Source organism: Streptomyces niveiscabiei (genome assembly GCF_001419795.1).
Classification (GTDB): domain Bacteria; phylum Actinomycetota; class Actinomycetes; order Streptomycetales; family Streptomycetaceae; genus Streptomyces; species Streptomyces niveiscabiei.
Map to the genome: position 1 here is coordinate 9,493 of NZ_LIRL01000600.1, position 490 is coordinate 9,982.

1 protein-coding gene is annotated in these 490 nt (G+C 70.2%); it reads right to left on the reverse strand.

Annotated elements, in window-relative coordinates; all coding sequences use genetic code 11:
• Window positions 1–102: 102 nt before the first annotated feature.
• Window positions 103–490, reverse strand: a 388-nt coding sequence (locus tag AOK24_RS27570) for a cyclophilin-like fold protein (protein ID WP_240554142.1), incomplete at its 5' end; no start/stop codon positions are given.

Below are 490 nucleotides of genomic sequence, written 5' to 3' on the forward strand. Positions count from 1 at the left end.
AGGAGACGGGCACCACCTTGTGAGACCGGCGCAAGATGCCCGCCGCCCGGGACGGCATGTACGTCGTGACCGCCGGACTGGGCGACTTGGGCTCGGGCGTGTCTAGGGGATCGGCGATGAAAAGGGCTCCGGGGAAGCGGTCTTGATCGTGAGCTTCCTCGCGCTGGCGAGCCGGCCGGTGTCGCTCTCGGACACGCGGCCGAGGATGACGAGGCCGTCGGAGTAGGGGAAGTCGCGGTAGAAGACGGCGAGGTTTCCCCAGGGCGAGTAGTAGGCCAGGTCGCCCGCCTTCGGTTCGGCGCCGCTCGGGGCGGTCGAGGTGGACAGGCGGCGCGGCAGATCCGCGATCCTCTCCGTCGCGTGGAAGTCGCTGAGGTCCAGCGTGAGCGGGAGGAGGGAGGCGAAGTCCCGGGCGGTAGGGGTGTCGTCGAGGGTCGCGGCGGCGGGGTGGCCGTCGATGGTTAGGCGGAGGTGCATGGTGGTGGTCCTG